The 24,595-nt window shown below is 62.5% G+C and carries 18 protein-coding genes, 1 pseudogene and 1 riboswitch; of the genes and pseudogenes, 8 read left to right on the top strand and 11 right to left on the bottom strand.

What is annotated here, in order from left to right; all coding sequences use genetic code 11:
• Nucleotides 1-4: 4 nt before the first annotated feature.
• From Q8R81_RS12890 to Q8R81_RS12860, 7 genes are all read right to left on the bottom strand, one after another.
• Nucleotides 5-2,857 carry a 2-oxoglutarate dehydrogenase E1 component gene (locus tag Q8R81_RS12890; RefSeq protein WP_305618444.1) on the bottom strand — a complete coding sequence of 951 codons (2,853 nt, stop codon included), beginning with the start codon at nt 2,855-2,857 and terminating at the stop codon, nt 5-7.
• Nucleotides 2,858-3,109: 252 nt separating this feature from the next.
• The gene (locus Q8R81_RS12885; protein WP_292631067.1) at nt 3,110-3,403 is read right to left on the bottom strand and encodes a GIY-YIG nuclease family protein; all 294 of its coding nucleotides are present in this window, start codon (nt 3,401-3,403) and stop codon (nt 3,110-3,112) included.
• A gap of 125 nt (nt 3,404-3,528) precedes the next feature.
• Nucleotides 3,529-4,419 (bottom strand): succinate--CoA ligase subunit alpha, encoded by an 891-nt coding sequence (gene sucD / locus Q8R81_RS12880; protein ID WP_305618440.1) that lies wholly within the window; start codon nt 4,417-4,419, stop codon nt 3,529-3,531.
• Entirely contained in the window at nt 4,416-5,063 is a 648-nt protein-coding gene (locus tag Q8R81_RS12875; protein WP_305618438.1) for a hypothetical protein, read from the bottom strand. Before Q8R81_RS12875 ends, sucD begins: the two co-directional genes overlap by 4 nt.
• The gene (gene mdh / locus Q8R81_RS12870) at nt 5,060-6,022 is read right to left on the bottom strand and encodes a malate dehydrogenase (protein WP_305618435.1); all 963 of its coding nucleotides are present in this window, start codon (nt 6,020-6,022) and stop codon (nt 5,060-5,062) included. The genes Q8R81_RS12875 and mdh overlap by 4 nt, the downstream gene beginning before the upstream one ends.
• Before the next feature lie 385 nt (nt 6,023-6,407).
• Nucleotides 6,408-6,677, bottom strand: a complete 270-nt coding sequence (locus tag Q8R81_RS12865) for a hypothetical protein (RefSeq protein WP_305618433.1) — start codon at nt 6,675-6,677, stop codon at nt 6,408-6,410.
• Between the two features lie 200 nt (nt 6,678-6,877).
• Nucleotides 6,878-8,101 (bottom strand): cell wall hydrolase, encoded by a 1,224-nt coding sequence (locus Q8R81_RS12860; protein ID WP_305618431.1) that lies wholly within the window; start codon nt 8,099-8,101, stop codon nt 6,878-6,880.
• Between the two features lie 179 nt (nt 8,102-8,280).
• Nucleotides 8,281-8,481, top strand: a riboswitch (cobalamin riboswitch).
• 107 nt (nt 8,482-8,588) lie between these two features.
• Between Q8R81_RS12860 and Q8R81_RS12855 the strand changes: the two genes are divergently transcribed.
• The 4 genes from Q8R81_RS12855 to Q8R81_RS12840 all read left to right on the top strand — a co-directional run bounded on the left by Q8R81_RS12855 (nt 8,589) and on the right by Q8R81_RS12840 (nt 13,545).
• A complete protein-coding gene (locus tag Q8R81_RS12855; RefSeq protein ID WP_305618429.1) occupies nt 8,589-10,478 on the top strand; it encodes a TonB-dependent siderophore receptor in 1,890 nt (629 codons plus the stop codon).
• A gap of 233 nt (nt 10,479-10,711) precedes the next feature.
• Complete coding sequence (locus Q8R81_RS12850) at nt 10,712-11,614, top strand: ABC transporter substrate-binding protein (RefSeq protein WP_305618427.1); 903 nt, start codon at nt 10,712-10,714, stop codon at nt 11,612-11,614.
• Nucleotides 11,611-12,573, top strand: coding sequence for an iron ABC transporter permease (locus tag Q8R81_RS12845; RefSeq protein WP_305618425.1), 963 nt, complete (start codon nt 11,611-11,613; stop codon nt 12,571-12,573). Before Q8R81_RS12850 ends, Q8R81_RS12845 begins: the two co-directional genes overlap by 4 nt.
• A gap of 240 nt (nt 12,574-12,813) precedes the next feature.
• Nucleotides 12,814-13,545 carry an ABC transporter ATP-binding protein gene (locus Q8R81_RS12840; RefSeq protein WP_305618423.1) on the top strand — a complete coding sequence of 244 codons (732 nt, stop codon included), beginning with the start codon at nt 12,814-12,816 and terminating at the stop codon, nt 13,543-13,545.
• 117 nt (nt 13,546-13,662) lie between these two features.
• Here the strand turns inward: Q8R81_RS12840 and Q8R81_RS12835 are convergent, their stop codons facing one another.
• Nucleotides 13,663-13,854: a hypothetical protein gene (locus tag Q8R81_RS12835; protein WP_305618421.1), complete on the bottom strand. Its 192-nt coding sequence runs from the start codon at nt 13,852-13,854 to the stop codon at nt 13,663-13,665.
• 386 nt (nt 13,855-14,240) lie between these two features.
• On the opposite strand from Q8R81_RS12835, the gene uvrA reads away from it, so the two are divergent.
• The 4 genes from uvrA to Q8R81_RS12815 all read left to right on the top strand — a co-directional run bounded on the left by uvrA (nt 14,241) and on the right by Q8R81_RS12815 (nt 21,816).
• Entirely contained in the window at nt 14,241-17,207 is a 2,967-nt protein-coding gene (gene uvrA / locus Q8R81_RS12830; RefSeq protein ID WP_305618419.1) for an excinuclease ABC subunit UvrA, read from the top strand.
• 738 nt (nt 17,208-17,945) lie between these two features.
• Nucleotides 17,946-19,124, top strand: a complete 1,179-nt coding sequence (locus Q8R81_RS12825; RefSeq protein ID WP_305618418.1) for an SIR2 family protein — start codon at nt 17,946-17,948, stop codon at nt 19,122-19,124.
• Nucleotides 19,125-19,133: 9 nt separating this feature from the next.
• Nucleotides 19,134-20,312 (top strand): protein kinase, encoded by a 1,179-nt coding sequence (locus tag Q8R81_RS12820; protein ID WP_305618416.1) that lies wholly within the window; start codon nt 19,134-19,136, stop codon nt 20,310-20,312.
• A gap of 529 nt (nt 20,313-20,841) precedes the next feature.
• On the top strand, nt 20,842-21,816 hold the full coding sequence (locus Q8R81_RS12815) for a hypothetical protein (protein WP_305618415.1): 975 nt from the start codon (nt 20,842-20,844) through the stop codon (nt 21,814-21,816).
• On the opposite strand, the gene Q8R81_RS12810 is transcribed toward Q8R81_RS12815, so the two are convergent.
• The 3 genes and pseudogenes from Q8R81_RS12810 to Q8R81_RS12800 all read right to left on the bottom strand — a co-directional run.
• Nucleotides 21,710-23,578, bottom strand: a complete 1,869-nt coding sequence (locus Q8R81_RS12810; protein ID WP_305618413.1) for an ABC-F family ATP-binding cassette domain-containing protein — start codon at nt 23,576-23,578, stop codon at nt 21,710-21,712. The genes Q8R81_RS12815 and Q8R81_RS12810 overlap by 107 nt on opposite strands.
• A 201-nt stretch (nt 23,579-23,779) precedes the next feature.
• A complete protein-coding gene (locus tag Q8R81_RS12805) occupies nt 23,780-23,962 on the bottom strand; it encodes a hypothetical protein (RefSeq protein WP_305618411.1) in 183 nt (60 codons plus the stop codon).
• Between the two features lie 158 nt (nt 23,963-24,120).
• Nucleotides 24,121-24,595, bottom strand: a pseudogene (locus Q8R81_RS12800) (alkaline phosphatase family protein); the annotation flags it as partial.

Below are 24,595 nucleotides of genomic sequence, written 5' to 3'. Positions count from 1 at the left end.
AAAATCAGTTCTTCTTCTGGCGACGGATTTCACCGCGGACCGAGAGGCTCAGCGCATCAGCCACCAGCGCGCCCTGCTCGCTGGCGTGACGGCTGGCGAGGCCCGTTGCGGGCGATGCCGCAGCGGCACGTCCCGCATAGCGCGCGCGCGCAACCTTGCTCTTGGCGGCTTTCAGCGATTCCTCGATCATCGGTTCAACGAAGAACCACGAACCGTTGTTGCGCGGCTCTTCCTGGCACCAGACCACTTCTTCCAGATTGGTCATGCGCGAAAGGCGCAGGGCCAGCGGATCGCCGGGGAAGGGGTAAAGCTGTTCAAGCCGGATGATCTGCGTATCGGTCACGCCCGCTTCGTTGCGCGCCTCGATCAGGTCATAGGCGACCTTGCCCGAACACAGCACAACCCGCTTGGTATCCTTGTCCGCCGAACCATTGGTGTCCGACAGGATGCGCATGAAGTGGCCGTCACCGATGAAGTCCGAAGCGACCGACTTTGCCAGCGGGTGGCGCAGCAGGCTTTTGGGCGTCATGATGACCAACGGCTTGCGGAACGGACGGTGCATCTGCCGGCGCAGCACGTGGAAGTAATTCGCCGGTGTGGTGATGTTGCACACCTGGATGTTGTCTTCGGCGCAAAGCTGCAGGAACCGCTCAGGCCGCGCCGACGAATGCTCCGGCCCCTGGCCTTCATACCCGTGCGGCAGCAGCATGACCAAGCCATTGGCGCGCAGCCACTTGGCTTCGGATGCGGCAATGTACTGGTCGATCACGATTTGCGCGCCGTTGGCAAAGTCGCCAAACTGCGCTTCCCACAGCACAAGGCTTTTGGGATCAGCGCTGGCATAGCCATATTCGAAGCCCAGCACGCCATATTCCGAAAGCGTGGAATCCAGCACTTCAAACGTGCCGTGCGGCAGCGTTTTCAGCGGAACGTACTTGCGCTCGTCGGTCTGATCGACCCACACCGCGTGACGCTGGCTGAACGTGCCGCGCCCGCAGTCCTGCCCCGAAAGGCGAACACCGTAACCCTCGGTCACAAGGCTGCCAAACGCCAGCGCTTCACCGGTCGCCCAGTCAAAGCCCTGTCCGCTGCTGAACATCTCGCGCTTGGCGTCAATCACGCGGCCCAGCGTCTTGTGGACGGTGAGGTCAGCCGGAACCGAGGTCAGCGTGCGGCCAAGGCTGTCAAACAGCTTCTGGTCGATGCCGGTCGGCACGTTGCGGCGCGCGGTAACGGGATCGGCCGGCTTGTTCAGGCCCGACCATCTGCCGCCAAACCAGTCAGCCTCGTTGGCCTTGTAGCCCTTCGAAGCCTCGAATTCCTTTTCGAGCGCGGCCACGAAATGGCTTTCCACTTCGCCCTTGTGGTTCGCGTCGATCACACCTTCGGCTACGAGCCGCTTGGAATAGACCTCGCTCACACCCGGATGCTTGCGGATTTTCGCATACATCAGCGGCTGCGTGAATGAAGGCTCATCGCCCTCGTTGTGGCCAAAGCGGCGATAGCACCACATATCGATCACGATATCGCGGCCAAACTTCTGTCGGTAATCAATCGCCAGCTTGCAGGCGAACGTCACCGCTTCCGGATCATCGCCATTGATGTGCAGGATCGGGGCCTGCACGCCCTTGGCCACGTCCGACGGATAGGGCGATCCGCGCGAGAACTGCGGGCTGGTGGTAAAGCCGATCTGATTGTTGATGATGAAGTGGATGCAACCACCGGTGTTGTAACCTTTGACGCCCGAAAGGCCAAAGCACTCCCACACGATGCCTTGCCCTGCAAAGGCCGCATCGCCGTGGATCAGCACCGGCAGCACCTGCTTGTGCCGTGCGTTCGGCCCAACATCGTCGCCGATGTCATCACGGAACACCTGCTGCGCGCGGACCTTGCCGAGCACGACCGGGTCTACCGTTTCAAGGTGCGAAGGGTTTGGCACAAGGCTCATGTGAACCTTGATCCCGTCAAATTCGCGGTCGGTGCTCGTGCCGAGGTGATACTTCACGTCGCCCGATCCGCCCACGTCCTGCGGGTTGGCCGTGCCGCCCGAAAATTCGTGGAAGATCACGCGGTAAGGCTTTGCCATCACGTTGGCCAGCACGTTCAAGCGGCCACGATGGGCCATGCCGTAAACGATCTCGCGCACGCCCAGCTGGCCGCCGTACTTGATGATCGCTTCCAGCGCCGGGATCATCGATTCGCCGCCATCAAGGCCAAAGCGCTTGGTGCCGACGTACTTCTTGCCGAGGAACTTTTCGTACTGCTCACCACGCACCACGGCAGCAAGGATCGCCTTCTTGCCGTTGGGGGTGAAATCGACAGATTTGTCGCCGCCTTCGATGCGCTCCTGGATGAAGCGGCGCTCCTCCACGTCGGCGATGTGCATGTATTCAAAGCCGATGTGGCCGCAATAGTTGGCGCGCAGGATCGCCACCAGCTCGTTCAGCGTCGCCCATTCAAGGCCCAGCACGCCACCGATATAGACCTTGCGGTTCATGTCGGCTGCGGTGAACCCGTGGTATTCGGGCGAGATGTCGGCGGGCAGCTTCTGGCGGGCCAGGCCCAGCGGATCGAGGTCTGCGGCCAGATGCCCGCGCACACGATAGGTGCGGATCAGCGTCATCGCGCGGATAGAATCCATCGCGGCCTGCTGCAGCGCGGCTTCATCCAGCGGCGCACCCGCCTTCTTCGCGGCCTCCTTGATGGCAACTTTCATCGCCATCGGGTCCATCGCCTGCGTCAGGTCATCGCCCGAGGCAGCATCGGTGATCGGCCAGCGCTTGCTTGCCCACGAAGGGCCGGGCTGCGGTCCTTCCTGCGAAGGATCAACGTCGAATTCGTGCAGTTCAGAACCCATTACCAACTCCTTGTCCCCCCGGGGAGGATGGGGGCTTCGGACAAAACGCAATTCACCTGACCCAATTCAAACCGCTCCCCCGCGAAGGCGGGGGCCTCAGGTGACGGTGAAACCGGCACCCCCGCGAAGGCGGGGGCCTCAGGCCGCATAAAGCGCCCTCGAAAGCCAACACTCCGTAACACCACCGAGGTCCCCGCCTTCGCGGGGCCGCACGCTTTCCTTGCTCCTTACGCAACCTCAAAGAGAAGCTGCTCAAGGCATCAGGCCATCTTCAAACAGATCCCGCCAATCCGGGTTCCGCTCTTCGATGCGGGCGACCTTCCACGCCCGGTTCCACTTCTTCATCCGGTGTTCAAACGTCCGCGCATCTTCGATGCTGTCGAACCTCTCGCACCAGACCAACCGTTCGCAGTTGTAATCCCGGGTAAACCCCGGAACTGCCCGGCTCCGGTGCTGGGCGATCCTCTGCGAGAGGTCGCTCGTAACACCGATGTACAAAACTCCTCCCGGCTTGTTCGTCAGTATGTAGACGTAGCCGGGCTTCATTTGTTCAAAACCGCGCCTCAAAAACTGCTGCTCCCCCGCGAAGGCGGGGGCCTCAGGCGTTTTACGCTGATGTTCCGTAAACCTCCTGAGGTCCCCGCCTGCGCGGGGACGCACAAGATTTTGAGTTAGACGCGCTCTTTCAGCACTTCAGCCAGCGTTTCGCCCAGCAGTGAAGGCGATGACGAGACCTTGATCCCAGCTGCTTCCATGGCTGCGATCTTGCTGTCTGCATCGCCCTTGCCGCCCGAAACGATGGCGCCGGCGTGGCCCATGCGGCGGCCCGGAGGTGCTGTGCGGCCTGCGATGAAGCCGGCCATCGGCTTCTTGCGGCCACGCTTGGCTTCGTCGATCAGGAACTGCGCGGCCTGCTCTTCAGCGTCACCACCGATTTCACCGATCATGATGATCGACTTGGTCGCTTCGTCGGCCAGGAACAGTTCCAGCACGTCGATGAAGTTGGTGCCGTTCACCGGGTCACCGCCGATGCCGACAGCCGTGGTCTGGCCAAGGCCGATGTTCGAGGTCTGGAACACCGCTTCATAAGTCAGCGTGCCCGAGCGCGAAACGACGCCCACGGTGCCTTCCTTGAAAATCGAACCCGGCATAATGCCGATCTTGCACTGGTTCGGCGTCAGCACGCCGGGGCAGTTCGGCCCGATCAGGCGGCTCTTCGAACCGACCAGCGCGCGCTTCACCTTCACCATGTCCATCACCGGGATACCCTCGGTGATGCACACGATCAGTTCCATCTCGGCATCAATGGCTTCGAGGATCGAATCAGCAGCGAACGGCGGCGGCACGTAGATGCACGATGCAGTAGCGCCTGTTGCGTGGCGGGCTTCGGCCACGGTGTTGAAGTTGGGCAGGCCGATATGCGTCGTGCCGCCCTTGCCGGGGGTAACGCCGCCAACCATTTGCGTGCCGTATGCCAGCGCCTGTTCGGTATGGAACGTGCCGGTGGCACCGGTCATGCCCTGCGTGATGACCTTGGTATTCTTGTCGACGAGAATGCTCATGGCTTGTCGATCTCCACAGTTTGCGCCTTCAGCATCACACCGGAAATCGGCATGGCCATCGGCAACGTTGTTCCTTGCGCCAGATGCGCGGCTTCAAATTCACTCTGGCCGGTGACCATTCCCGGATTCCACGTTGCGATCGTGAAACCGGCAATCGGCTCCTTCCTGCTCTCGGCTCCGCGGCCCATGAAGGCAACCAGTGCGTCGTCCGACAGTGGAAGGGCGGCGGTAAAGTCATACATCCGGCAGCCCTTGGCGGTGGCTCCGTCCAGTTTTGCGCCCGATATTGCGAGGTAAAGCTCGCGCCCGGCCACATCACGACGCAGCAGACTGCCTTTTAGCATGGTGATGTCGTCGCTCTTGCCGGCCATTTCCTCGCCAAAACGGACAAGGCGTCCGCCAGGTGTAGTGTCGTCGACCGGTATCTCGGTCCAGCCCTGCGCCACAGCCATATCGCGAGCCTTGCCGAAATCGGCAAAGCTGCTGCATGCGCCGCGGAAAGCGGACAGAACCTGTTCGCCCGGATAGGCTTGCGCACTGTCGCCAGTGGCGGCCCCTGCGGATGCAGAGCCAGCCACCAGCGCAGCTATCGCAATGATCTTTGCGATCACGCGTGCAAAAACCGGGCGAACGGCTTGGTTCACACCAGGCTCGGGTCAATGCCCTTGCAGGCTTCCAGCAATTCCTTGACCGCGTCGACCGAAACCTGAAGGCCAGCCTTCGAGGCATCGTCGAGTTCGATCTCGATAACCTTTTCCACGCCGCCCGCACCGATCAGCACCGGCACGCCAACGTAAAGCCCGTCAACGCCGTACTGGCCTTCGACGTATGCGGCGCAAGGCAGGATGCGCTTCTGGTCGTTGAGGTACGCCTCAGCCATCGCGATGCCCGAAGCGGCAGGAGCGTAGAACGCCGAACCGGTCTTGAGCAGGCCGACGATCTCGCCGCCGCCCGAACGGGTGCGCTGCACGATCGCGTCGATGTTTTCCTGCGAAGACAGGCCCATCTTGACGAGATCGGGCACCGGAATGCCGTTGACGGTCGAATACTGGGTCACCGGCACCATCGTATCGCCGTGGCCGCCGAGCACGAACGTGTTCACGTCGCGGATCGAAACGCCGAATTCCCAAGCAAGGAACGTGGAGAAGCGCGCCGAATCGAGCACGCCTGCCATGCCGACAACCTTGTTGTGCGGCAGGCCCGAAAATTCGCGCAGCGCCCACACCATCGCGTCGAGCGGGTTGGTGATGCAGATGACGAATGCGTCAGGCGCGTTGGCAGCGATGCCTTCGCCCACGGCCTTCATCACCTTCAGGTTGATGCCCAGCAGGTCGTCGCGGCTCATGCCCGGCTTGCGGGCGACACCGGCGGTCACGATGATAACATCGGCACCGGCAATGTCGGCGTAGTCGTTCGAACCGGTGATCTTGGCGTCAAAGCCTTCGACCGGGCCACACTGCGACAGGTCGAGCGCCTTGCCCTGCGGCACGCCTTCGACCACGTCGAACAGGACGATGTCGCCCAGTTCCTTCTGGGCGGCGAGGTGGGCGAGTGTGCCCCCGATATTGCCTGCGCCGATCAGCGCAATCTTCTTGCGTGCCATGCTCTACGGTCCTTTCCCGTTCGCGGGGACAAGCATACAGATGCCAGCAGAGCTTTCGCCCAAGTCCTCCCGTGCCCCGCGAGACAGGAAAGTTCTGGCAGAATGAATCGGCCACTAAGCGGGTGTGCAGACGAATGCAACCGCGAAAAACAGCTAGTTTCCGGGTTTTTGTGATATGAGTTCGCAATAGCAATACTGTGCGGATTTCAACCTTCTTTCAATCCGCTCCCCCGCGCAGGCGGGGGCCTCAGGAGGTTTACTGAGAGGTTGCGTAACACGCCTGAGATCCCCGCCTTCGCGGTGACGCAGTGCTTGAAAACAAAAAAGCCCCGGCGTTTCCACCGGGGCTTCGTTGTTGTTTTCCTCTCCGCAAACCTGTTGTGCGTCAGCTGCTCCGCCGTGTCTTGAAATCGCGCGCCATGCGCCGGTCCAGAATGCGGCACACCTCAAGCCAGAACTGGCCGCGCTCTGCATCGCCATTGGCATCGGCAATCACTGCTGCATCACGCGCCCGCGCCGCCGCCGAAAAGCCATGCGCCGCAAACAGGCGCAACGCGCTGTCCAGCGCCGCGTCCTGCTGCTGCCACGAGCCGGTCCAGTCCTCGGCATTGTCGTTCACCGCGCGCAGATGCCGCCCCAGAACGGGCCGCGCCATGCACGGGGAAATTATGCCATATCGAGGGGCAAATCGCACCATAACCAGTCGTTTCTCCTCAGCGGCCCGGGCGCAACGCCGAACCGCTCTCCACAGCCACCTCTCTACGCCGTGCGGGCTAAGAGTGTGTTCTATGACAGGGTAAAGGAACCGGTAATCACCTTATACGAGAGTGGCTTGCGACGAGCTGCGCAGAACCCTCACGCCCCCGGTTGCGCAATCCACTGGCTTGCGCCTTCATGCCCCGGCAGCACCGAACCGCTGCCCGAAGCCGGAGCCTCACCACGCGGAGCCGTACCGCCCGGTGCAATCAGCCCCGGAAGGCCCTGCGCCCGGAACACCGCATCGCCGCCACGCTGCAGCAGCGGCGCGGTATAGGCAGGCGCTGGGGCAGCAACGGTCGTAGCCGCCGCAATCTTCCCCGCCTCGAACGCCTTTTCCAGCGCCAGAGGATCGGCAATGTCGGCGGGCGAGGGCGTCCACGTGCGCGGATGCGGCGCGGCAATCGGCTCGCTCCCGCCATAGCGCGCGGTAAAGGCCGATGGCTTTCCGGCTGCGCCCGCCCAGTTGTAGAACCGGTGCGCGCCGATTGTGCCGATGAAGGCAAGGCTCGGCGCCCAGTACGGATGCACCGCCGTGGTATGATAATGCGTCGCCAGCCCCACCGGCGCGTAGACATTCCCGGCCAGCGCATCGGCCGCCACGCGCCGCGCGCGGTCCCAGAACGCCTTCATCGGCTTGCGCGCCAGCGATCCGTCACACGCAAACGAGAACTGGCACGAGGGCCGCTCCGATCCCTGATAGACCACGCCGCACACCGTGTTCGGCCACGCTGGATGCGCCACACGGTTCAGCACCACTTGCGCCACCGCGCGCTGTCCCGCGTCCGGCTCGCTCGCCGCTTCGTAGTAGATCGCTGTCGTCAGGCACTGCAAAGCGCGCCAGCGGTCTTCGGTCGTCCCGGTCGCCAGTATTGGGCGGGCCGAACCGATGTCCGCATCGCTTTTGCTCTGGTCCCACTGGGCCTGCGCCTCGGTAGCCTCGATCAGCCCACTTTCCTGCGTGTCGAGCCAGTAGAACGCCGACCCCGGAAAGCTGTCACCCCCACGCTCGAACGGTTGCAGCCCGGCCATCTGCACCCGCGCCGTCGCCGCTTGAACCCCGCCCGGTTCGCCCCAGCCTATCGGCCCCAGCACCGTCGCCAGCAGCCCGAACATCACCACGCCTGCCACCCGCTGCCGCAGCACCGAAGGCCCGCGCAAGGCCCGCCGGATCGAGCGCATGTCGCGTCGCCGCACGCGCGCTGCAAAATCGCGCGGGGCATGTTCGCTCACAGGCTCCACCACCACTGGACGCACAGCAGCCTTCACCACCCGCGCATTTGCGGGCAGCTCAAACGGCCGATAGGCGATGTCCAAAGGCATGGTGGCGGTAAAAATCCCGGTAATTCCCTGTCCCGCTAATCCTTTGTCCGTGCGGGCGCATCCGCACATTTCCCGCTGTCCCGATGCGGCACATCCCCCTTCGATCCGGTTAACCGCCCAATCCCGACCTGTCCCAAAGTGCATGGCCGCTCTTGCAGCGCAGCAAAGTTCCCGCTAGTTCCGCCGCCGACGCCAACGGTGCCCCGTCAAACGGGCTAAGAGGGAAGCCGGTTCAAATCCGGCGCTGCCCCCGCAACTGTAACCGGATAGCGCGTTGCCTGATTGTGCCACTGGTGCCGGATTCGATCCCGGCGCTGGGAAGGCGGGCAACACGCGATGACCCGGGAGCCAGGAAACCTGCCACTGGTTGTCGTTCCGCGGCCGGGCGGGGTGTACCGGGCGCACGCGAAGAGGCGCGCCAGTTTGATGGCCCAGCGCTCCTCCCGCCAAGAACGGCAGTAACCGTTCGTGGCCGGGAGTCCGTTTTGTGAAGAAGTACCTGCTTTCTGTATCGGTCCTTGCTTTTGCGTCAACCGCCTTCGCACAGGACGTTGATGACATCATGATCGGCCCGGATCGTCTCCGCGCCGACGCCATCACCGTCATCGCCACCGGCAGCGAAACCCCGCTCAGCCGCCTCGGCCAGCCTGTCACCGTCATTACCGCCGACGAAATCCAGTCGATCCAAGGCCCCGACATCACCCGCGTCCTCGAACGCGTCCCCGGCCTTACCATCACCCGCAACGGCGGCCCCGGCAGCTTCACCGGCGTGCGCCTGCGCGGCTCGGACGCTGAACAAGTCCTCGTCCTGGTCGATGGTGTCCGCCTCGAAGATGTCTCGGCACCTGCCGCAGGCTTCGATTTCGGCACGCTCACCCCCGGCGGCGTGGAGCGGATCGACGTGCTGCGCGGCTCCAACTCGGTCGTCTGGGGCAGCGCGGCCATCGGTGGCGTCATCGCCATCCAGTCGCGCGATCTGAACGGCGTGGAAGCTTCTGCCGAATATGGCGCGAACGAAAGCTGGACGGCAGACGCTGCCGCCGGCCTCTCGTCAGACCGCGCCGCGCTGACCCTAAACGGCGGCTACACCCGCACCGATGGCATTTCGTCTGCCGCCATCGGCACTGAACCTGATGGCTTCCGCCAGTGGCGCATCGGCGGTCGCGGTCGCCTGAACCTCACAGATCAGCTCGCCGTCGTCGCCACTGCCCGCTATGCCGACAGCCGCACGGACATCGATGGCTTCGCCGCCCCCACTTTCACTTTCGGCGACACCCCCGAATATCAGGACACCCGCCAGGCCTCGGGCCGCGTGGGCCTGCGCTATGTTTCCGAAGCGCTCACCCTCAACACCGGCTTCGCCTTGTCCGATACCAAGCGCGATTACTTTGATCCCACGTTCGGCACCGCGCCGTCCTATGGCTATGAAGGCCGCTCCGAACGCGCTGACCTCACCGGCCGCCTGAACCTGCCCGCCAGCTTCACGCTCGATTTCGGCGCAGACAGCGAATGGACCCGCTTCTCCAGCACGTTCGACGCCGAAGCCAAGGCCAACCTCACCAGCGGCCACGCCATGCTCGGCTGGAGCAACGGCCAAGCCAGCCTCGCCGGCGGTGTCCGCGTGGACGATCATAGCCGCTTCGGCACCGCATGGACATTCGGCGCCAACGGCAGCTTCGAACTGGCCGACAACCTGCGCCTGCGCGCCAGCTACGGCGAAGGCTTCCGCGCCCCCACGCTCTACAACCTGCTGTCGGACTACGGCAACGCGGCGCTCCTGCCCGAACGCAGCAAGAGCTATGACGCAGGCCTCGAATGGGGCAACCGCAACGCGCCGCTCCACGCCTCGGTCACCGCATTCCGCCGCGACAGCCGCAACCTGATCGTCTTCGTCTCCTGCGCCAGCCTCAACCGCTGCGCAGACCGCCCCTTCGGCCTCTACGACAACGTCGGCAACGCCCGCGCCCAAGGCGTAGAAGCCGAACTCGGCGCGCGCCCGACCGATACGCTGCACCTGCAGGCTGCCTACACCTACCTCGAAACCGAAAACCGCACCGTAGGCATCGCCAACCTCGGCAAGGATCTTCCGCGCCGCCCCACCCACGCGCTCACCCTGTCGAGCGACTGGACAACACCGCTCGCTGGCCTCACCCTCGGCGCGGATTTGCGCATGGTGGGAGACAGCTTTGACAACGCCTCGAACGCCACCCGCCTCGATGGCTACGCGCTCACCACCGTGCGCGCCAGCTTCCCGGTGACTGAACAGGTCGAACTCTATGGCCGCGTAGAGAACCTGTTCGACCGAGCGTACCAAACGGTCGCCACCTACGGCACCCAAGGCCGCGCCGCCTACATCGGCCTGCGCGCCCGGTACTGATGGCCACCAAAACGCCCCGTTCCAAAACTGCGCACCCCCGCGAAGGCGGGGGCCTCAGGCGTGTTACGGAAAGTTGGCGTAAACGGCTCGAGGCCCCCGCCTGCGCGGGGGAGCAGCAAGTGCTATCGGATAGAATTCTACACGATAGAAACGCGCGCCCCCGCGAAGGCGGGGGCCTCAGGCAACCAAACGCAACCCTACTCCCCCTCCTCTTGCACGGAGGGGGCCGGGGGGTGGTATTGCTCGCAGCATTCCTCACCGCCAGCTGCATCCCCCAAAGCAGCGCCACCCCCCCATCACCCGCACAACACCACCCGACAATCGTCAGCCTCAACCCCTGCACCGACGCCATCCTCGCCGAAGTGGCCGACCCCGCGCAAATCCTCGCCATCTCGCACTACAGCCAAGACCCGCGCTCCTCCTCGATGGACTTGGGCGAGGCCAACCGCTTCCCCGCCACACGCGGCACGGTGGAAGAAGTCCTCGCGCTCAAACCCGACGTGGTCCTCGGCAGCACCTTCACCGATCCCGCCACCGCCAGCGCCTATGGCCGTCTCGGGCTGCGCCTCGAACGCATCGGCATGGCCATGACCATTGCCGAAAACCACGCCCAGATCCGCCAGATCGCCACGTTGACCGGCAACCCTGCCCGCGGTGAGGCTCTGATCGCCCGCATAGATACCGCACTCGCCGCCGCCGCCCCAAGACCCGGCACCCAGCCGATCCCGACAGTGGTCTGGCAATCCGGCGGCATGGTCCCCGGCGACGGCACGCTGATCGCCGACGTCCTGCGCCGCACCGGCTTCACCAACTTCGCCGCCGCGCGCGGCCTTGGCCAGGCCGACCTGCTCCCGCTGGAGCGCATGCTCGCCGATCCCCCCGCACTGATCCTAGTCGCAGGCCAGAGCGCCGAAACCGGAAAAGGCGACGACCGCGTCCTCAGCCACCCCGCGCTGAAGGCCCTCCAAACCACCCGCCGCGCGCACCTGAACCCCAAACTCCTCTACTGCGGCGGCCCCACCCTGATCGCCGCCGCGCAAAGGCTGGCAGAAGTACGCCGCGTAGCTACTCCCCTCCCGCTTGCGGGAGGGGTTGGGGGAGGGCCTGTCCCCAAACCCCCGGTCACTGCCAAATGACCCGCCCCATAACCCTGCTTCTAGCCGCCCTGGTCATAACCATCCCGCTCTCGCTCCTCGTCGGGCAAGTCTGGATCAGCCCCTTCAGCCCCCCGGTCCCCAACGCCACCGCGATCCTGATGGAACTACGCCTTCCCCGCGCCGTCCTCGGGCTGATCCTCGGCGCTGGCCTCGGCGCAGCAGGCGCGGCCATGCAGGGCTACTTGCGCAACCCGCTGGCAGACCCCGGCCTGTTCGGCATAGCGCCCGCCGCCGCGCTCGGCGCCGTCCTGTCCTTCTACACCGGCTATGAAGTGCAGGCCTTCACGCTCCCGCTCTTCGCCCTGATCGGCGGCGGCGGAGCAATGGGCCTGCTCGCGCTCATCGCAGGCCGGGCAGGGGGCATCGCCCTGTTCACGCTGGCAGGCATGATGATCGCCAGCCTTGCGGGCGCGCTCACCAGCCTCGCCATCAGCCTTTCGCCCAATCCCTTCGCCCTGTCGGAAATCGTGACATGGCTGATGGGCGCGCTGGCCGATCGCGGCTGGCATGAGGTCCGCCTCGCCGCCCCGCTCACGCTCGTCGGCCTCGCCCTGCTGTGGCGCGCCGCCCCCGCGCTCGATGCGCTCGCCTTGGGAGAAGCCGCCGCCCGCTCGCTCGGCGTAGATCCCACGCGGCTCCTGTGGCTGATGATCGCCGCCATCGGCCTGATCGTAGGCTCGGGCGTCGCGGTCGCCGGCATGATCGGCTTTGTTGGCCTGATGGTCCCGCACCTGATCCGCCCCTTCACCGACCAGCGCCCGTCCGCCACCCTGATCCCCAGCGCCTTGGCCGGAGCGCTCCTGCTGCTGGTGGCGGATTGCCTGTGCCGCATCATGCCGCTCAAGGGTGGAGAACTGCGCCTCGGCATCGCCCTCAGCCTCGCCGGAGCGCCCTTCTTCCTGCGCCTCCTGCTGAAAATGCGGCGGGAACTGGCATGATGGCCACCACCACACCCACCCACCAAAAAGCAGCGCTCCCCCGCGAAGGCGGGGGCCTCAGGCCTGTTACGGAACGCTGGCGTAAACCGCCCGAGATCCCCGCCTTCGCGGGGAAGCAAAGAAATCGATCAGTACAAACCCCGCTCCCCCGCGAAGGCGGGGGCCTCAGGCCTATTACGAAACGCTGGCGTAAACCGCCTGCGGTCCCCGCGTTCGCGGGGAAGCAGCAAGGCTGCGCCCATGCTTGAAGCCCTCCGCATCACCATCCCCCACCGCCTGCACGATGTAACCGCGCAACTGCGCGCAGGCAGCGTAACCGCCATCTGCGGCCCCAACGGCGCGGGCAAATCCACGCTGCTCGCCGCGCTGGCAGGCCTCATCACCCCCGTCAGCGGCACCGCCACGCTGCAAGGCCAACCCGTCGCGCAACTTCTCCCCGAAGACCGCGCCCGCCGCATCGGCTACCTGCCGCAATCGGGCGAAGTCGCGTGGAACCTCTCGGTCCGCACTCTCGCAGGCCTCGGCCGCTTGCCGCACCGCACCAGCGCCTCCGAAAATGCGCAAGTCGTCGCTCAAGTCCTCGCCACACTGGACCTGACGGACCTCGCCGACCGCCCACTCGCCACCCTATCCGGCGGAGAACGCGCCCGCGCCCTGCTCGCCCGCGTGCTCACCACGCAGCCCCATTGGATATTGGCAGACGAGCCGCTCGCCGCGCTGGACCTTGCCCACCAGCGCACGCTCGTCCACCGCTTCCGCGCGCTGGCGCAAGAAGGGAGGGGCGTCGTCCTCGTCGTCCATGATCTGGCGCTCGCCATGAACCACGCCGACCACGTGATCGTGCTGGATCAAGGCAGAGTCGCTGCCCAAGGCAAGCCCGCAACCGCCCTGTCCGAAGACGTCATATCACAAGTCTGGAAACTCGAATCCCGCTGGCTGGGCGAACCCGGCCACATGGCGCTGGCCCTGTAAATCCCCCCGCACGCCACACAAAACAACTGCGCCCCCGCGAAGGCGGGGGCCTCAGGGTTGTAACGAAAGCTCAAAGGAAGCCGCCCAAGGCCACCGCCTCGCCGGGCGCTCAAGAATTCAGGCTACCACCGGGGCATCATCATCATGGCAATGTTCGGTGATCGCGGCTGCAAAGTCTGCCGCAAAGTATCGCGCAAACCGCTCCCGCACATTTGCCGAAACCACTGGCCGTGCTGCCCGCACGCCGCTGTTGCGGCAGAACAGGCTCTGCGGCGACGGTACAGTCTGATCGGGCAAATCGGCAACCATCGAACGGTATCCAAGCTCCTTGGGTGACACCGTCCCTATAGCAAGCTTTTGACACAGACAATTGTATGGTTCCGACAAGGAAACGTCTTTGTTGTGCCAAATTTGTGCGTTGCGGCACAATCTGCCTGAGAAAAACCGCACAGTGTGGGCGATTACCGGAATCGCCGCAGCCCTCACCACCCACACACCTGCTCCCCCGCGAAGGCCGGGGCCTCATGGTTCTAAAAGAACATCAGCGCAAACCGCCTCTGTTCCCCGTCTTCACGGCGACTCAAATGCCATCATCCCCCAAAGCCCATATTGCACCGCACTGCCCCGCTCCCCACATGCGCAAAGGCGGGGCGGGGGCCTTGCCAAAATCGAACAAATATGGAACACCGCCACGCATGTCTCTCAACACAATTTCCGTCCGTGGCGCCCGTGAACACAATCTCAAGGGGATCGACATTGATCTCCCGCGCGATAGCCTGATCGTCATTACCGGCCTGTCCGGCTCGGGCAAATCCAGCCTCGCCTTCGACACGATCTATGCCGAAGGGCAGCGCCGCTATGTCGAATCGCTGAGCGCCTATGCGCGCCAGTTCCTCGAAATGATGCAGAAGCCCGATGTGGAGCACATCGACGGCCTCAGCCCCGCCATTTCGATCGAACAGAAAACCACCAGCCGCAACCCGCGCTCCACCGTGGCGACCGTCACCGAGATCTACGATTACATGCGCCTGCTGTGGGCGCGCGTCGGCACGCCCTACAGCCCCGCCACCGGCCTCCCCATCAGCGCGCAGACCGTGAGCCAGATGGTGGACCGCGTGATGGCCCTGCCCGAAGGCACCCGCGCCTACCTGCTGGCCCCCGCCGTGCGCGGTCGCAAGGGTGAATACCGCCGCGAATTGGCCGAATGGCAGAAGGCCGGCTACACCCGCGTCCGCATCAACGGCGAAATGATGCCGATTGAAGACGCCCCCGCGCTCGACAAGAAGCTCAAGCACGACATCGAAGTGGTGGTAGACCGCATCGCCGTGCGCGACGGCATCCAGACCCGCCTTGCCGACAGCTTCGAACAGGCGCTGAAGCTCGCCGATGGACTGGCGTACATCGACCTTGCGGATACGACGGTTGAGGCGCTCGGCGCCCCCGCGCAGGCGGGGGCCTCAGGCAACACCGCTGAACCTCTCGAGGTCCCCGCCTCCGCGGGGACGCCGGATGGCAAGAAAAAGTCCGGCATGAAAAAAACCGGCCTCCCCGCCAACCGCATCGTCTTCTCCGAAAAGTTCGCCTGCCCCGTCTCAGGCTTCACCATCGAATCCATCGAACCCCGCCTGTTCTCCTTCAACGCCCCCCAGGGCGCGTGCCCCGCCTGCGATGGCCTCGGCGAAAAGCTGCTGTTCGATCCGCAACTCGTCGTCCCCAACGAGAACCTCAGCCTAAAGCAAGGCGCCGTCGTCCCCTGGGCCAAAAGCAACCCGCCGTCGCCCTATTACATGCAGGTTCTCGCCAGCCTCGCGGGCCACTTCGGCTTCAAGCTCGAAACCCCTTGGGCCGAACTCTCGCCCGAGGTGAAAATCGTCATCCTCTATGGCACCGCCGGAAAGGCCGTCCCGCTGACCTTCATCGACGGCAAGAAGAGCTACACCGTCCAGAAGGCGTTCGAAGGCGTGATCGGCAACCTCAACCGCCGCATGCTCCAGACCGAAAGCGCATGGATGCGTGAGGAGCTGTCCAAATACCAGACCGCTCAAGCCTGCGAAACCTGCGAGGGCAAGCGCCTCAAACCCGAAGCGCTCAGCGTGAAGGTCGCCCGCACCGACATCTCCACCGTCACCCACTTCTCCGTCTCCGCCGCGGTCGAATGGTTCGCCAATCTCGATGCGCAGCTCACCAGCCAGCAAAGCCAGATCGCCAAGGCCATCCTAAAGGAAATCAACGAGCGCCTCGGCTTCCTCAACAATGTCGGCCTCGATTACCTGAACTTGGACCGCACCAGCGGCACCCTGTCCGGCGGCGAAAGCCAGCGCATCCGCCTCGCCAGCCAGATCGGCTCAGGGCTATCGGGCGTGCTCTACGTGCTCGACGAACCCTCCATCGGCCTGCACCAGCGCGACAATGACCGGTTGCTCATCACGCTCAAGCGCCTGCGCGATCTCGGCAACACCGTCATCGTCGTGGAGCATGACGAGGACGCCATCCGCACCGCCGATCACGTGGTCGATCTCGGCCCCGGTGCGGGCGTGCATGGCGGAGAAATCGTCGCGCAGGGCAAGCTGCAGGACATTCTCGACAACCCCAACAGCCTCACCGGCCAATACCTCACCGGCACCCGCCGGATCGAGGTTCCCAAGAAGCGCCGCAAGGGCAACGGCCTGTTCATCGGCGTGGAAGGCGCGCGCGCCAACAACCTGCAGAACGTCAGCGCCAAAGTCCCGCTCGGCACGTTCACCTGCGTCACCGGCGTCTCCGGCTCGGGCAAGTCCAGCTTCACCATCGATACGCTCCACGCCGTCGCCGCCCGCACGCTCAATGGCGCGCGCGTGATCGCAGGCGTGCATGATCGCGTCACCGGGCTGGAAAACTGCGACAAGGTAATCGAGATTGATCAATCCCCCATCGGCCGCACCCCGCGCTCCAACCCCGCGACCTATACCGGCAGCTTCACCCTGATCCGCGATTGGTTCGCCGGGCTTCCGGAATCCGCCGCACGCGGCTACAAACCCGGCCGCTTCAGCTTCAACGTCAAGGGCGGCCGCTGCGAAAAGTGTCAGGGCGATGGCCTGATCAAGATCGAAATGCACTTCCTGCCAGACGTTTACGTCACGTGTGAGGAGTGCGAAGGCAAACGCTACAACCGCGAAACGCTGGAAGTGAAGTTCAAGGGCCACTCCATCGCCGACGTGCTGGACATGACCATTGAGGACGCCGAGGAGTTCTTCAAGGCCGTCCCCCCGATCCGGGACCGGATGCACATGCTCAATGAAGTGGGCTTGGGCTACGTCAAGGTCGGCCAGCAGGCCACCACGCTTTCAGGCGGCGAAGCCCAGCGCGTCAAACTCGCCAAGGAACTGGCCCGCCGCTCCACCGGGCAAACGCTGTATATCCTTGATGAACCCACCACCGGCCTGCACTTCGAAGACGTGCGCAAATTGCTCGAAGTCCTCCACCGACTGGTGGAACAGGGCAACAGCGTGGTCGTGATCGAACACAACCTGGATGTGATCAAGACCGCCGACTGGATCATCGACCTAGGCCCCGAAGGCGGTGTGCGCGGCGGCGAAATCGTGGCGGAGGGCACGCCCGAAGTGGTGGCCAAAAACCCCCGCAGCTTCACCGGCCACTACCTCGCCCCCCTGCTAAAACGCTAGTTCCTCCCCGGCACGGGGAGGGGGACCATCCGAAGGATGGTGGAGGGGCACCCACCGCATAGCACGACCCCAACGCTCATATGCTGAATGTCCCGTCCGGCAATACACGCCCTTCTTTAACCGTCATCCTGAACTTGGTTCAGGATCCATTTCACCAATCAGACCAAGGCTTTAGGTGGAGAAATGGACCCCGGATCAAGTCCGGGGTGACAATAGAAGAATAGGGAACGCGCAGCACTCAGCACAAATCAAACCACCGAAACCCGCGCCCCCGCCCTACAACAAGCTCAGGATAAACTTCCGGCTCCCCCGCGAAGGCGGGGGCCTCAGGCGTGTTACAAAACATCAGCGCAAACCAGCCACCCCCAAAAAAACTCCCACCATTCCCGAACCCCTTACCCTTGCCAGCCCCCAACCCACACCCCTAGGGGCGTTACGTAACGAACCGGGGTCGCGGACGGGTGCCTTTTCTAGCCGCGATCCTTGCCGGCAGCCCGCTGAAAGGTGGGCTGCCGGCAGAACTTGGGGGGGCGGGGGGCGTGGAAGAGGCATCCTACGGCAGTGGTAACTCCATCACCGCTCTGGGAGGCACCGAACCTTTAGCGGCAGCCCTGATTGAGTATACTTACGCTGATTAGGCTATAAGTCGACGTGGAATAAACAGACTAGACCGTATCACCAAAATTGCTAAAAATTCCGTTGGCTTGAATATCCGTTCGCCAAAGACTGGAACGCGCAATGTTTGAAGATTCGCCAGAATATCGACTTTTCCTAAAGGCATTTGGGGAGCGGAAGGCCCCGCTAACGCTTTTTATTGGGGCTGGTTTGAGTCGCCCATCAGGGCTGCCTGACTGGGTTTCCTTAGAAGAAAAGCTTCGTAGAGAAGTTGATTCTCGAATGAGGCAAAGTAATGAGTTTGAAGAAAAATTCAAAGAGTCGGAATATTCTGCGCTTAAGACGTCAAAAGATCAGTGGGTTAGATTTAAGTTAATAAAGTCAATACTTGGAAAGCCGGTATTTGAGTCTTTAGTTGAGAATTTTTTGTCAGTTAGTGATGATTGTGACACGCCAAAATCTTATACAGATCTTATGGATTTAGATCCTCAAGGGGTTGTTAGTTTAAATTTAGATCGATTTGCTGGCGATGCGGTGGCCGCCACAGGGCGGAAATTTACCGCGCCAATTTATGGAACGGAGCTTGCTGAAAAATGGAACTATCAAATAGAGAATAAAAAACATCTTATATATTTACATGGAGATATAATAAATCCTTCTACCTGGGTTATGACTCACGATGATTTAAATGTCGTTCGCAACTCACAGGCGCATGAGTTATTTCTGAAAGAAAAATATTTGCGGAATATTGTTCTATTTGTTGGAATTAGTGCTGATGACGTTGCTCTATCTATGAGGCTTTTAGATCTAGCTGAGTCAGGCTTGCGTCCGCCGAATGTTTTTTGGCTTACCAATCGATCCACTGATGATCTACGTGCGTGGGCGAACCGTCATTATGTTAAACTTATTCGCTATCAAGCGCACAATAGTGAGGATCATTCACGGATAATAAGGAAAATGGTGGATGATTGCCTGTCTTACATGCCGGACGATGAAAAGTTAAAACCGCAAAAATCCGAAAAAGATTACGGCAAAAGCTATGTCAATCCCGACGATCTTGTTAAGATGAGCCCAGAAAATATAAGACACTACCTATCTGGTCAAGTAAATAGTATCATCGCTGAGGCTGGTGAAAATAATATTGACGAAATATATCGGAAATATCGAGATTTATGTAATGTTAATGATTTTGCAATTCACACAGCATTTTATAAAAACAAAGAAGAAAAGTTTAGGACGTGGTTTGACTACAAACTTGAATTTCCTTCAGTTGGTAGGGGGAATTTCGGCGAGGTATTTTGAGCTACAACAATGCAAGGTGAATTGGTTGCGATAAAGATAATGAATGAATCCGCTTTTAGAAGCGATGAGATGCTTGGTGGTTTTCGTCGTGGCGTCCGATCAATGCGGATGGTTGGGGACAGCCAAATTGATGGATTGGTCCCATTGATCGAAGCCTATGAACTGCCACCCACAATAGTTATGCCGTTTGTTGAAGGGGTGAGTCTTCAAGAGGCATTCGAACGTCGATCTGATCTATCATGGGAAACGAAAATTCGCATTTCGAGCAGAGTGGCAGAAATTGTTTCGCGAGCACACGCTTTACCATCAACAATATTGCATAGGGATTTGAAGCCGTCGAACATTATGATTGAGAATTTTGAGTATCAGGGTGACTTTGATCCAGTAGTAAAGGTTCTCGATTTTGATATGTCATGGCACAAAGGTTCCAAAGAAAAAGATGTTATATTTGAATCTCGTGATGATTTTGGTTTTCTGAGTCCTGAGCAGACCGGGGCTTCACCTCGCTATCATGCGCAGACCACGAAAGTCGATTCATACGGTTTCGGAATGACGATATATTTCATGTTTGGCGGTGTTGCGCCGTTGGCAAATGAGCCACTAAATCCGACGTGGGCTAGATCGGTTCGTAGGGCAGTTAGTCGAGATTACAGGTATGACTGGATTTCTGCACCTACAAAATTGGCCAGAATTGTCGTGAAGGCGACAAGCTTTGATCAAGCTGAGAGGGTCGATTTTTTTAGATTGAGAAATCAATTGAATTTGATTGAAAAAAGCATTGTAGACCCTTTGAATGTTAGTGATTCAGATTTTTGGGGCGAAGAGTTACTCGCAAGAATAGGAGCATCGGTGGACTATGTTTGGGATGATGAAGGGTCTTGTGGCCATGTATCATCTCCAAGTGGAATAACGGTTTCAGTTATTTCTAATTTCAGAGATCAGTCGATTGATCTAAAAATCGAATACAGTGACAGTGGAGCAATGGAAAGATCGGGGCGTGCCACGATTTTGAGGCAACGTCTCGATATGGCACTGCGTGAACTAAAGGACGCTGGTTGGCAGAAGGGAGTTGGCAATGTTCTTATGGGAGGCTTGGTAATTAATGCTACGATTAGTGTCGGGGATTTGTCATTAAGCTCGCCAAGCGTATCGACGCTAAGTAAATTGTATAGGAAGTTTTTGGCATAACGTTTTCGCCGGGGTGAAAGCTTCACGCGACCAAAAACCATTTTCCTACATCCCCCGTCCTGCGGTACGCGGTCCTGTTTTGTTCCAACAGGAGCGTCAGATGCCGCACGTCACTGCACCCGCCTCAAACCCGCAGCGCCATACGGATGCGCCCACTTCCTTCGGTCGGGGGTGGATTCCTGCGAGCAGGGACATTGGGCTGCCCAACGATGATCTGCCGCCGCTGGATGCGCCGCTGGATGCTGGCGGACTGGTGGATTGGGCGGGGTGGGTGCGAGGGCAAAGCGCTACGCTCGCAATTCCCCTCCCGCAGGCGGGAGGGGTTAGGGGTGGGCATTCGCCGTCAGGCGAACGTTCCGCGTCTTGGCAAGAAGAAGGAAGTGCCCACCCCCAGCCCCACCCCCCAGCGGGGGGGGAGAAGCAAAGGAGCGCCCAACCCCCAGCGGGAGGGGAGAAGCAAAGGAGCGCCCTCCCGCTTGCGGGAGGGGAGACGCAAGCAACTGTCACCGGGGGCCATGCCTTCACGCCGTTGCTCATCGCGCGCTTCCTCGAACACCTCAGCCGCGCGGGCAATGTGCGCGCGGCGGCGCTGGCGGCGGGGGTTTCGCAGCAGACGGCCTATGTGCGCCGCCGCCGCGATCCGGCCTTTGCCGCCGGGTGGGAGGCGGCTTTGCTTCATGCGCGGGCGGCGGCGGAGCAGGTCTTGGCCGAGCGCGCGATGATGGGGACGACCGAGACGATCTGGTATCGGGGCGAGGCGGTGGGGCAGCGGCAGCGTTTTGACGCGCGGTTGCTGCTCGCCCACCTCGCGCGGCTCGATGCCCGCGCCGCCAAGGCCAGCCCCGCCATCCACCGCCTCGCCGAGGAATTCGACGACATGCTCCTCGCGCTGGGCGAGGGCGAGGGCACGGCTCAGGCCGCCTGCCTCCCCGACCCGACGCGCGAGAGCTATATCGAGGAATGCGAAGCCGACGCGCAGCGCCGCTTCCACGAGGAAAACCCCGAACCCGATCAGGACGCCGACGACGCACTCTGGGATCTGTGGGGCGAAGTCCGCGACGCCATGACCGCCCAGGCCCGCGCCCGCGCCGAACAGGTGTGGGATGCGGAAACCGACGCCCGCTGCGCTAGGCTCGAAGCGCTGTTCCCGGCGGGGGAGGAGGATACGGTGGAGGACGAACCCTTAACCCCCAACCAAACGCGCTCCCCCGCGAAGGCGGGGGCCTCAGGAGTTTTAAGGAAAGCTCACAGTAACACGCCCGAGGCCCCCGCCTTCGCGGGGGAGCGCACGGTTGATGACGGCAAGGGAGAAACCCCCTCTGGACCGTGTAAACCCCGTAAACCTTCCGCCACGCTCAAGTGCGGAACGGCAGCGCCTGCGTTGCTCGCGTCGACCCTTAGTTGGCCCCTTCCAGCGCCTCGCCAGCCGCAAGCCATGCCAGTTCCGCTTCCTCAAGCTCCTTGGCCAGCTTGCCCCGGCGTTGCGAAAGATCGCTCATGTTGAGCTTGGCAAGGTCGGGCGCGGCGGCGGCGGGTTCGAACATCGCGCGGTCGTACCGGGCGATTTCGGCCTGCAGCTTGGCCACGCGCTTTTCTGCCTCGGTCTGCGTCTTTTGCAGCGCCTTGTATGCATCGCGCGCGGCGGCGCGGGCCTTCTTGTCCTGCTTGACCACGGGGGTGCCGGCGGCGTCGGTCTTGGGCTGGTTGCGGCCGAGGATGAAGTCGATGTAGTCCTCGATGCTGCCGTCAAACGGCTTGGCCGTGCCGCCATCGACGAGGACCAGACGGTCGGCCACCAGCTCGGCCATGTGCCGGTCATGACTGATCAGGATGACCGCGCCCTTGTAGGCGTTGAGCGCGTGGACCAGCGCCTCGCGCGCGTCGATGTCGAGGTGGTTGGTCGGCTCGTCGAGCACCAGCAGGTGCGGTGCATCGCGGGTGACGAGGGCGAGGGCGAGGCGGGCGCGCTCTCCGCCGGACAGGGTGCCGACGGCGCTGGTGGCGCGGTTGCCGGAAAAGCCGAAGCGGCCGAGCTGGGCGCGCACGGCGGCGGCGGTTTTGCCGTCCATCGCGCGGGTCATCAGTTCCAGTGGGGTCGATCCGCCCTCGATTTCCTCGACCTGGTACTGGGTGAAGTAGCCGACCTGCATCTTGCCGGTCGCCGTCATCTCACCGGCCATCGGCGGCAGTTGCGCGGCGAGCAGGCGGGCGAGCGTGGTCTTGCCGTTGCCGTTGCGGCCGAGCAGGGCGATGCGGTCATCCGGATCGATGCGCAGGTTCAGCCGCTGGAGCACCGGCTTGCCGGGGGCGTAGCCGACGCTGGCGAGGTCGAGCGTGATCAGCGGCGGGCGCAGTTCCTCGGGATCGGGGAAGTCGAAGCTGAGCGAGGGGTCTTCGATCACCGCGGCGATGGGCTGCATCTTGGCCAGCATCTTGGCGCGCGATTGGGCCTGTTTGGCGGTGGAGGCGCGGGCGGAGTTGCGGGCGATGTAGTCCTTGAGCCGGTCGGCCTGCACTTCCTGCGCGGCGCGCGCGGCGGCCTGCTGGGCAAGGCGTTCGTTGCGCTGGCGTTCGAAGCTGTCGTACCCGCCGGGGTAGAGCGTGAGCTTGCCGCCGTGGAGGTGGACGATGTGATCGGCCACGTTGTTCAGCAGATCGCGTTCGTGGCTGATCAGCAGCAGCGTGCCGGGATAGGCCTTGAGGAAGTTCTCCAGCCACAGTGTCGCTTCAAGATCGAGGTGGTTCGAAGGTTCATCGAGCAGCAGCACGTCGGGCGCGGAGAACAGCAGCGAGGCGAGGGCGACCCGCATGCGCCAGCCGCCGGAGAAACTGTCGAGCGGCTGACCTTGCATGTCCTCGTCAAAACCGAGACCGATGAGGATGCGGGCGGCGCGGGCATCGGCGGTATAGGCATCGATGGCGAGCAAGCGGTCGTGGACATCGCCCAGCCGGTCAGGATCGGTGCAGGTTTCGGCCTCTTCGAGCAACTGGGTGCGTTCGGCATCGGCGGACAGCACGGTTTCGAACGGGGTGGCGCTGCCAGCAGGTGCTTCCTGCGCCAGATAGCCGAGGCGGGTGCGGCGCGGCATTTCGACCGTGCCTTCATCCGGCTCGATTTCGCCGATGATGGCTTTGACCAGCGTGGATTTGCCCGCGCCGTTGCGCCCGACAAGGCCGACGCGCGCGCGCGGGGGGATGGCAGCCGAGGCGCGGGAAATGATGTCGCGTCCGCCGAGGCGCACGGTAATGCCGTTGATGGTAAGCATGAAAAGGGCAGGCGTCCGGTGCTGGAAATCAGGGAAAATCGGGCGCGCGAGTCCCTGTCATACTCGCCGGATGGTGGCAAGCGGAGTTGGAACCCATCAAACTTTGTGAGTCCCCGCGCACCCGCGAAGGCGGGTGCCTCAGGCCATTTACGCTACCATTCCGCAAAACGCCTGAGGCCCCCGCCTTCGCGGGGGAGCGGGTCAATGGGGGCGGGGTTCGGTCAGGTTCGGCGTGACCAACGGCAGATCCTCATAGGCAGGCTGGAAGCCGAGCATGCGGTAGAGGTCGGGTCGGAGATAGGGGAATGCGTCGCCTGCATCCTCGTGGACGCGGGCGCATTCGCCCAGGAACGTGTCGATAGTACGAAAGAGGCCGCGTTTCATGGGTTACCATTTGTGTGCGGGAATGCGCTGCAACCGCCTTGCGCCGGGCGCGGTGAGTCGCGCCAATTCAATCGGATTTCGTCAAGATTCGGCAATATGGCGAAGGCGAACGCCTGCTTCCCAACTGGCTGAAAAGTCACGGGAAGCAGGCGTTGCCATCAGTCTGCGATGTTGAGCGGGGCGCTTTGTGCATCAGGCAGCGACGCACCCATGCTGACCGCCAGAGTTGGGGCTATCGCGCGCATGTCGATCTCGCCGAGGTTGCGCGCCTTGGCCACGCCCTTGCCCATGACCAGAAATGTGGAGCGCATTTCGGGAAGGGTGGGGAAATAGCCGTGCATGCCCTTGGTGCGTGACGGGCGGGCGAGCGGGGTATCGGCGGCGAAGCCTGCGGCGAGGGCACCGGGTTTGAGGTCCACGAAGAAGCTGGCTTGCGGGTTGCCGCCCATCGCGGCGATTTCGGCACGGTTGGCGACTTTGGCGATGCGGGCCTGCGGATCGGCGGCGAGCTTTTCCAGCAGGGAGCCGACCATGCCGGTGAGCGCGGCGTCATCGGGGCGGGCGAGGACCACGGCGATGGAGCCGCCCGAGGGCCAGGGCATGGCGTCCCACGAGGCGACCTTGCCTTCGGGA

The organism is Novosphingobium sp. (assembly GCF_030696665.1).
In the GTDB taxonomy this organism is placed as follows: domain Bacteria; phylum Pseudomonadota; class Alphaproteobacteria; order Sphingomonadales; family Sphingomonadaceae; genus Novosphingobium.
Note: the sequence above shows the minus strand (reverse complement) of the source record. Positions and strands in the feature narration are given on the sequence as shown.